A 7,729-nucleotide genomic window follows, 5' to 3' on the forward strand; every position below is an offset into this window, starting at 1 on the left:
ATTCTAGCGCAAGCAGCATAAACTTGGACCCTCCAAAAGAGCGATTGCGGGCGGGCGCTTTTTACCGGCCGCTCTGCGCATTCGCCCGAATGGCGGAGGTCGCCAGCTTTTGGCCTTCGGGGATGACTGCCATGCGCCATCCCGAGGTGCCGGCGAAATACTCGCGTGCGAGCGAGAGCATGGCTTCGGGCGTGGTCTGCGAATAGTCGGTGATCAGGCCGCGCAGCGCACGCATCCGGCGCGGATCCTGTGTCGAGCCTTCCAGTTCGAGCAGGTAGAAGTAATTGCCGCTCGAAATACGCTCGTAATAGTTACGCAGCGGCTCGGTGGCGCGGGCCAGTTCGTCGGCGCTCGGCGGCGTTTCGGTCAGCTCGCGCGCGATCCGGTCGGCCTCGGCGAAGAAGACCGGCACATCACGCGGCTGCAATTGCGCAAAACCGGTAATCGAGCCGCCGCTTTCGACATCGCTCGGCCAGTCGAGGCGCACCGAGGGAGCATAGCTTGCCCCTGCCTTTTCGCGCATGGCGTCGAGCAGGCGGTTGCTGAACACTTCGGTCAGGATGGCAAGCTGGCGCGATTTGCGGATCTCGCCCATGCCGCCGCCCGCCGGCCATGCGATGACCGCCGCGGCCTGGTTCGCTTCGCCCTTGTGATAGCGCACCACGGTTTCGCCGGCGGGCGCGATGTCGAGCGTACGGACGAGGACTTCGGCCGGAATCGGCTTGCGGTCGGGCAAGGCGCCGAAGGTCTTCGCGAGCGTTTGTACCGCTTCCTCACCGTCGAAATCGCCGAAGATCAGCACTTCGACCGGACCCTGGCCAAGGATCGGTTCCCACACTTTGCGGAAGCCTTCGACCGAGGTCGCGGCCAGTTCGTCGGGCGTGGATGTCTCGAAGATCGGGTTCTGGTCGTAGATGTAATATTCAAGATCGCGGTTGAGCACGCCGCCGGGGCTGGCTTCATAGCTCTGGTACGCAAGCCGTCCCGCTGCCTTGGCGCGCGCGACTGGGTTCGGATCCCAGCGCGGCATGCCGAGCTTAGCTGCGAATAGGTAAAGCTGGTCGGCAAGGTCCTGCCGCCGCGTCTGCGCGCCGAAGGTGAAGGTGCCTTCCTCGATCGTAAAGTCGAAGCCCATCTTGCGGCCCGTTGAGATACGGTCGAGCTCTTCCTGCCCGAGCTCACCCAGTCCCGACTGGATCAGCGCGGCCTGCCCGAGGCCGATGTATGGGGCATCCTCAGGCGCGAAGGCCCGAAGGCCCGCCCCGAAACGCACCTTGACCGCCACGCGGCCGGGCTCGTGATCGTTCGCCATCAGCAGGGCGGTCACGCCGTTGGCGAACTCCACCCGCTCGACAGCGCCGATGCCGTGCGGCTCGCGGGCGATAATTTCACCCGGCTCGCCGATGGCGGGCTGGTCTTCGAAACTCACGGTCTGCGCGGCAAGACGTGCGTTGGCGTCGGCATCGACACGTTCGAGCAAGGCGATCTTCAGCGCAGCTTCGTCGGCCTCGTCAGCATCGGGCGTGATGTAGGTAGCGCGGATGACCTCGCCGCCGAACAGCTTGCGCGTTTCCGCCAGCACCGTCTGCGGCGTGGCTTTCGCCTTCATCGAATTGAAGACCATCAAGAAGGTCTCGGGAGCCGCAATCGCCTCGCGGATATCGACCGCGTTGACGAGATCGTCTGCATAATTCGAGCCTGCGAGGACCGAGCGCTGTTCGACCATGTTCGCAAAAGCGACTTCCATCTCGGCCAGCTCGCGGTCCATCTCCTCCTGCGTCGGAGGGTTGGCAACCGCATCCGCGATCACTGCACGCACGTCGGTGAGCGCGGCCTGCCAGTCCTCGGTCAGCGGCGCGAACTGCACCAGAGTTGCGTGGGTCGAGCGGCTGATCTTGTCTTCGCTGACCTGAGCATAGAGATAGCTGCCACCACCACGCGCACGCGCTTCAAGGCGGCGGTTGATGAGCTGCAGCGCCAGTGATTCCCGCAAGCGGCCTTCGTTGTAGACGATCGTGTCGTCGACCTGCCGCCAGGGGCGGAAATAGCCATAGGTAAAGGCGCGCGGGAGCGAGGGTTCGACAATGACCGCGACTTCGCCCACCGGGTTCGCCGGATCGGCGCCGCTGGGCGCCACGGGATCGCCGAAGTCGGGCGCAGATGTCGTGGTCCCGCTCCCCTTCCAGTCGGCGAAATACTTCTCGAGCGTCGCGGCGAAGAGGATTGGATCGAGGTCGCCGACCACCGAAATCACGGTGTTTTCGGGGCGGTACCAGCGGTCGTAGAACGCCTGTACCGATGCGCCGCTCGCGCTCTGGAGGCTGTCCTCGGTGCCGATGGTGATACGCTCCGCCATGCGCTGGCCGGCAAAAAGCGTCTGCAGCGTCCGCTCGCTGACCCGCTCGCCGACGCCGCCACGCTCACGCTTTTCTGCCAGAACAATCGGCACTTCAGCGCGCACGTTGCCGTCGGACAGCACCGGCGCGCGCACCATGCCCGACAGCAGCTTCATGCTCTCGTCGAGCTTTGCCGCATCCACATCGGGAATGTCGAGCTTGTAGACCGTGTGCGTGGGGCTGGTCTCGGCGTTGGTGTCGCTGCCGAACGTCGCGCCGAGGCGCTGCCAGGCGGGAATGGCTTCCGCGGGGCCAAGATATTTGCTCTCGCGGAACAGCAAGTGCTCCAGCAAATGCGCATAGCCCAGCTCGTCGTCATTCTCGTAGAGAGATCCGGCGTCGATGCGCACGCGGATGGAGACCTGCCCCGGCGGCACGCCGTTCTCGCGCACGCCGTAGCGCAGGCCGTTGTCGAGCTCGCCGAACAGCCATTCCTCGTCCCGTGGGACATCGCTGTTCTCGTAGATCCACGGTGTTTCGCTTTCCGCCTGTAGGGACTCCGGCCGCTCCGCTTCCTGCGCAGGGAGGGTCTGCGGAACCAGCAGAAGGAAGGGGAGAACTAACGCGAGACGCCGTGCGGCGCGCAAAGGATCGGTCATGGCGCGGCATATAGGAACGGTGGGTCTGAAGCGCCAGTGAATGGGGACGCGAAGCAAAGGAAAACCGTCAGGGCGCGAGGCAGGAATGGGTTGTAGCCCGGCCCCCTCGCGCCTACATCGCGGCCATGTTCATCGAAACCGAAACCACGCCCAATCCCGCCAGCCTCAAGTTCCTGCCCGGCCGCCCGGTCATGGGCCAGGGAACGCGGGAGTTCGCCAACCCGGAAGCTGCCGAAGCGAGCCCGCTCGCACAAGCTATCTTCGACACTGGCGAGGTCGTGAACGTCTTCTTTGGTGGCGATTTCATCACCGTCACCTCCGCGCCCGGTGTCAGCTGGAGCGATCTGAAGCCGCAGGTCCTCTCGATACTACTCGACCATTTCGTGTCCGAAGCCCCGCTGTTCGTGCCCGGCACCGCGGGCGGCATCGCCGTTCCTGCGGAGGACGAAGCGCTGCTGGTCGAGGAGAATGCAGCCGACGCCGACATCGTCGCGCAGATCAACGAACTGCTCGAAACGCGCGTCCGCCCGGCCGTGGCCGGAGACGGCGGTGACATCCAGTACCGCGGGTTCAAGGACGGCGTGGTTTACCTTCAGCTTCAGGGCGCCTGTTCGGGTTGCCCCTCCTCCACCGCGACGCTGAAGCACGGTATCGAAGGCCTCCTGAAACATTACGTCCCCGAGGTCGTTGAAGTCCGCGCAGCCTGACTTCACTTCTAACGTTCCAAGGACTTCCATGACCAAGCAATTCCACGACAACCACCTGTCGGCCGACGCGCTTGACCAGATCTTTCGCGAAGCGCGCAGTTACAACGGCTGGCACGAAAAGGACGTGAGCGAGAAGCAGATCGAGGCGATCTACGAATTGCTGAAGATGGGTCCGACCTCGGCCAATATGCAGCCGGGTCGCTTTGTCTGGTGCAAGAGCCAGAAATCGCGCGACAAGCTGGCCGAATTCGCGTCAGAGGGTAACAAGGAAAAGATCAAGACCGCGCCGGTCGTGGTCGTGATCGGTTACGATATCGACTTCCACGAAGAGCTGCCGTGGCTTTTCCCGCACACCGACGCCAAGAGCTGGTTCGAAGGCGACGAGGAGGGCCGCAAGGAAGGCGCCGCGCGCAATTCCGCCTTGCAGGGCGCTTACCTGATGATCGCGGCGCGCGCGCTGGGCCTCGATTGCGGCCCTATGTCGGGCGTCGATCTCGACAAGGTGACCGAGCATTTCTTCGCCGACAGCCCCCGTCACCGCGCGGATTGGGTCTGCGCCATCGGCTATGGCGACAAGGAAACGATCTTCGGTCGCTCGCCCCGTCCCGATTTCGACAAGTTCAACCGCATCAACTGACTTGATGCGCGAAGCGGTCTGAGGCAGGGCGCTGCCATGCGCGTGCTTACCATCGAAACCGCTACCGAAGCCTGCTCCGTCGCCCTGTTCGAGGGCAGCGAGCTGGTGGATGCGCATCACGAAGTCTTGGGCCGCGGCCATGCCGAACGGCTGGTCCCGATGGTCGAGAGGCTGCCCGGCAAGGGGCGTGCGGACCAGATCCGCGTCTCGCTTGGTCCGGGCAGCTTTACTGGCGTCCGCATCGGCCTCGCCGTTGCGCGGGCGCTCGGCCTTGCCTGGCAATCCGAGGTGCGCGGTTATCCGACGCTGGCGCTGGTGGCCGCGATCGCGAAGGATTGCCACGCCAGCGGCGACGTCACCGTCTGCATGAATGGCGGCCATGGCCAATGGTTCGTCCAGAACTACGAGGCCGACGGACTCCCGCAAGGAGACGCTGCGTCACTCGTCCCGGACGAGGCAGCGACCGGACATGTGCATCCGCTTATCGCCGGAAATCGGGCGCAGGAATTGGCCGGACTGATCACGTCCTCGCCGCACGATGCGCTGGACACCCTGCCCGATGCGCGACACGTTCTGCACCTTTCCGAAAAGCTGCTGACAGCAGACCTCTCCCCTATTTACGGCCGCGCCCCGGACGCGAAACTACCCGCATGAAGGACGACCTCGACCGGCTGATGGCCGTGATGGAGGCCAGTTTCGATCCGCATTATCGCGAAGCCTGGACCCGCAAGCAGGTCGCGGATTCGCTCACCACGCCCTCGACCTACATGATCCTCATCAATGCCGACGGAGGAATACCGTCGAACGGCGAAGATGCGGCCGGTTTCGTTCTTGCCCGCCAGGCATTGGACGAGATCGAATTGCTGTTGATCGCTGTCCACCCGGACCATCGCGGGATTGGTCTCGGGCGAGCCCTTCTTCGTCATTTCTGCGATAGCGCCCGTCAGCGGGGGGCCGCGCAAGTATTTTTGGAGATGCGGGCTAACAATCCTGCGGAACGATTGTATCGAAAGGAAGGCTTCGAGCAGATCGGACTTCGCCGCGACTATTACCGCACTCTCTTGGGCAGCCCGATAGACGCACTGACCTTCGCAAAACAGCTCTGATCCGAAATTCGGATACAGGCAAGTTGTAAGCACGCGACAAAATGGCGAGAATCTACAATTTATAGTAGACTCTGCTAATAAGCCCAAATAGGCACCCTTAAAAGGTGGAGTTGATCTATGGAAGAATTCGAAACCGATATGACTGAGACGCTGATTACGCTGACCTCGGATATCGTTGCTGCCCATGTTTCCAATAACAGTGTCGCCGTCGACGACGTGCCGACGCTGATTTCCAACGTCTATTCTGCGCTTTCCGGCCTCGGCGGAACGGGTGTGGCCGAAGAATCGCGCCCCGATCCAGCCGTATCAGTCCGCGCTTCGGTCAAGAAAGACCACATCATCTGCCTCGACTGCGGCAAGAAGATGAAAATGCTCAAGCGTCACCTGTCGACCGAACACGACATGACGCCCGACGATTATCGCCAGCGGTGGGAACTACCTTCGGATTACCCGATGGTTGCCCCCGAATACGCCGATACCCGGCGCGATCTCGCCAAGAAGATCGGTCTCGGTCGCAAGCCCGGCCAGAAGCGGGGCCGCAAGAAAAAGGAAGCGTAGAAGCGCTCCTTGGCAAAAGCCCTTTGGTTCGCCTTGAGGTAGACGCCCCGGCCCGATAAGGGTGCGGGGCGTTTATTCATTCAGGAAACCGAATTGCACCAGCATATCGATCTCGAACAGCTCTGCGCCGACAAGGGCCTTCGCATCACCGAGCAACGCCGCGTGATCGCCAAGGTCCTGTCCGAAAGTGACGACCACCCTGATGTGGAGATGGTGCACGAACGCGCGAACAAGATCGACCCGGGCATTTCCATCGCCACGGTCTATCGCACCGTGCGCCTGTTCGAAGAAGCCGGCATTCTCGACCGCCACGATTTCGGCGATGGCCGCGCCCGTTACGAAGCCGCTCCCGAAGCGCATCACGATCACTTGATCGACGTGGAATCAGGCAAGGTCGTGGAATTTGTCGACCCCGAGCTCGAAGCACTGCAAAAACAGATCGCCGAAAAGCTGGGCTACCGCCTCGTCGACCACCGCATGGAGCTCTATGGCGTCCGGCTCGACCGCAAAAGCTGAGCGCCGGCTCGCTCGCTATACCGAAAAGCGCCTCGCCGCCGCACGCGGCGAGAAAGTGCCGCTGACGCTCGCCGGCTGGGTGCGGTTCGTCTTGCGCACGCTGGGCATCCTGCTGCTGCTGCTCATTTTCGTGCCGCTACATTATGCCTACCGCATCTTCGCCTACGGCTCGCCTTTCCCCATGCTGTTCTTGCGTTACACGGCTCGCGTGGTCGGCGCGCGGGTCGAGGTGCGCGGTACGCCGCTGAGACGCGACGTCTTCTTCATCTCCAATCACATTTCCTGGATCGACATCCTCGCCATGGCCGGAGCCAGTGGCACGGCCTTCGTCGCAAAGTGGGAGTTGAGCCAAGTGCCGGTGATCGGCTGGCTGTGCAGTCTCAACCGGACCGTCTTCGTAAAGCGCGAGCACCGCATGGGCGTCGCCGAGCAGATCAACGCGCTGAAGGAAGCGCTGCAGGACAACTGGTCGGTTACGGTGTTTCCCGAGGGCACGGTGACCGACGGGCATTCGCTCCTGCCGTTCAAGTCCTCGATGATCTCGGTCCTCGAACCGCCGCCCCCGGGTGTCATGGTGCAGCCCGCCGTGCTCGACTACGGCGAAAACTCAGAAGAGATTTCCTGGATCGGCGAAGAGAGCGGCCTCCACAACGCCATGCGCATCATGGCGCGCCGCGGCACGTTCCGCCTGCGCATCACCTATCTCGAGCCGTTCAGCCCGGAAGAGCATCGTGGTCGCAAGGCGATCGCCGCCAAAGCGCGCGCGGAAATCGTCGAGCAGCTCGAAGCCAATCTCGGCAGACCGCTGCGCGACTATCAGCACGTGGTGGAAGCCGTGCGCTATAACCCGCCCAAGGTCGGAGAGGGCTAGAGGTCGGCCTTGACCAGCCAGTCGTGGAACAGCCGGACCGGGCGTTCCTCCAGCGCGGTCGGCTTGCATACGAACCAGTAGCTGTAGGGGCTTTCGACCTGCACCCCGTATAGATTGGTGAGGCGACCGTCCCTGGCCCGGCGAAGGTGATCGTCATGCATGATCGCGATGCCGAGCCCTTGGGCGGCGGCCTCCAGCATCAGCTGGCCGGAATCGAAATGGTCGATGGCCGCCGGTTCGAGATCGTGCAGGTTCAGCTCGTCCTTCCATGCACGAAAGCTCTCGGGAAGTTCGTTGTGGATCAGGAAAGTCTGCTTGGCGAGCAGGCCTATGTCAGGC

General features: G+C 62.9%; 9 protein-coding genes. 7 read left to right on the plus strand and 2 right to left on the minus strand.

The features are described 5' to 3' along the window. Nucleotides 1-61: 61 nt before the first annotated feature. Entirely contained in the window at nt 62-2,995 is a 2,934-nt protein-coding gene (locus tag ED21_RS12870) for a pitrilysin family protein (protein WP_006834359.1), read from the minus strand. Between the two features lie 125 nt (nt 2,996-3,120). Between ED21_RS12870 and ED21_RS12875 the strand changes: the two genes are divergently transcribed. From ED21_RS12875 to ED21_RS12905, 7 genes are all read left to right on the plus strand, one after another. Then, entirely contained in the window at nt 3,121-3,702 is a 582-nt protein-coding gene (locus tag ED21_RS12875) for a NifU family protein (RefSeq protein ID WP_006834360.1), read from the plus strand. Nucleotides 3,703-3,730: 28 nt separating this feature from the next. Beyond that, complete coding sequence (locus ED21_RS12880) at nt 3,731-4,339, plus strand: malonic semialdehyde reductase (protein ID WP_006834361.1); 609 nt, start codon at nt 3,731-3,733, stop codon at nt 4,337-4,339. A gap of 36 nt (nt 4,340-4,375) precedes the next feature. After that, nucleotides 4,376-4,993: a tRNA (adenosine(37)-N6)-threonylcarbamoyltransferase complex dimerization subunit type 1 TsaB gene (tsaB, locus tag ED21_RS12885; RefSeq protein ID WP_006834362.1), complete on the plus strand. Its 618-nt coding sequence runs from the start codon at nt 4,376-4,378 to the stop codon at nt 4,991-4,993. After that, nucleotides 4,990-5,445 (plus strand): ribosomal protein S18-alanine N-acetyltransferase, encoded by a 456-nt coding sequence (gene rimI, locus ED21_RS12890; RefSeq protein ID WP_006834363.1) that lies wholly within the window; start codon nt 4,990-4,992, stop codon nt 5,443-5,445. The genes tsaB and rimI overlap by 4 nt, the downstream gene beginning before the upstream one ends. Nucleotides 5,446-5,562: 117 nt before the next feature. Next, the gene (locus tag ED21_RS12895) at nt 5,563-6,003 is read left to right on the plus strand and encodes a MucR family transcriptional regulator (protein ID WP_006834364.1); all 441 of its coding nucleotides are present in this window, start codon (nt 5,563-5,565) and stop codon (nt 6,001-6,003) included. 93 nt (nt 6,004-6,096) lie between these two features. Further along, nucleotides 6,097-6,519 carry a Fur family transcriptional regulator gene (locus ED21_RS12900; protein ID WP_006834365.1) on the plus strand — a complete coding sequence of 141 codons (423 nt, stop codon included), beginning with the start codon at nt 6,097-6,099 and terminating at the stop codon, nt 6,517-6,519. Then, nucleotides 6,491-7,390, plus strand: a complete 900-nt coding sequence (locus ED21_RS12905) for a 1-acyl-sn-glycerol-3-phosphate acyltransferase (protein ID WP_006834366.1) — start codon at nt 6,491-6,493, stop codon at nt 7,388-7,390. Before ED21_RS12900 ends, ED21_RS12905 begins: the two co-directional genes overlap by 29 nt. On the opposite strand, the gene ED21_RS12910 is transcribed toward ED21_RS12905, so the two are convergent. Then, nucleotides 7,387-7,729, minus strand: a 343-nt coding sequence (locus ED21_RS12910) for a LysR substrate-binding domain-containing protein (protein WP_006834367.1), incomplete at its 5' end; no start/stop codon positions are given. The two genes, ED21_RS12905 and ED21_RS12910, sit on opposite strands and share 4 nt — an antisense overlap.

It is taken from the genome of Erythrobacter sp. SD-21, assembly GCF_000181515.1.
Taxonomy (GTDB): Bacteria; Pseudomonadota; Alphaproteobacteria; order Sphingomonadales; family Sphingomonadaceae; genus Qipengyuania.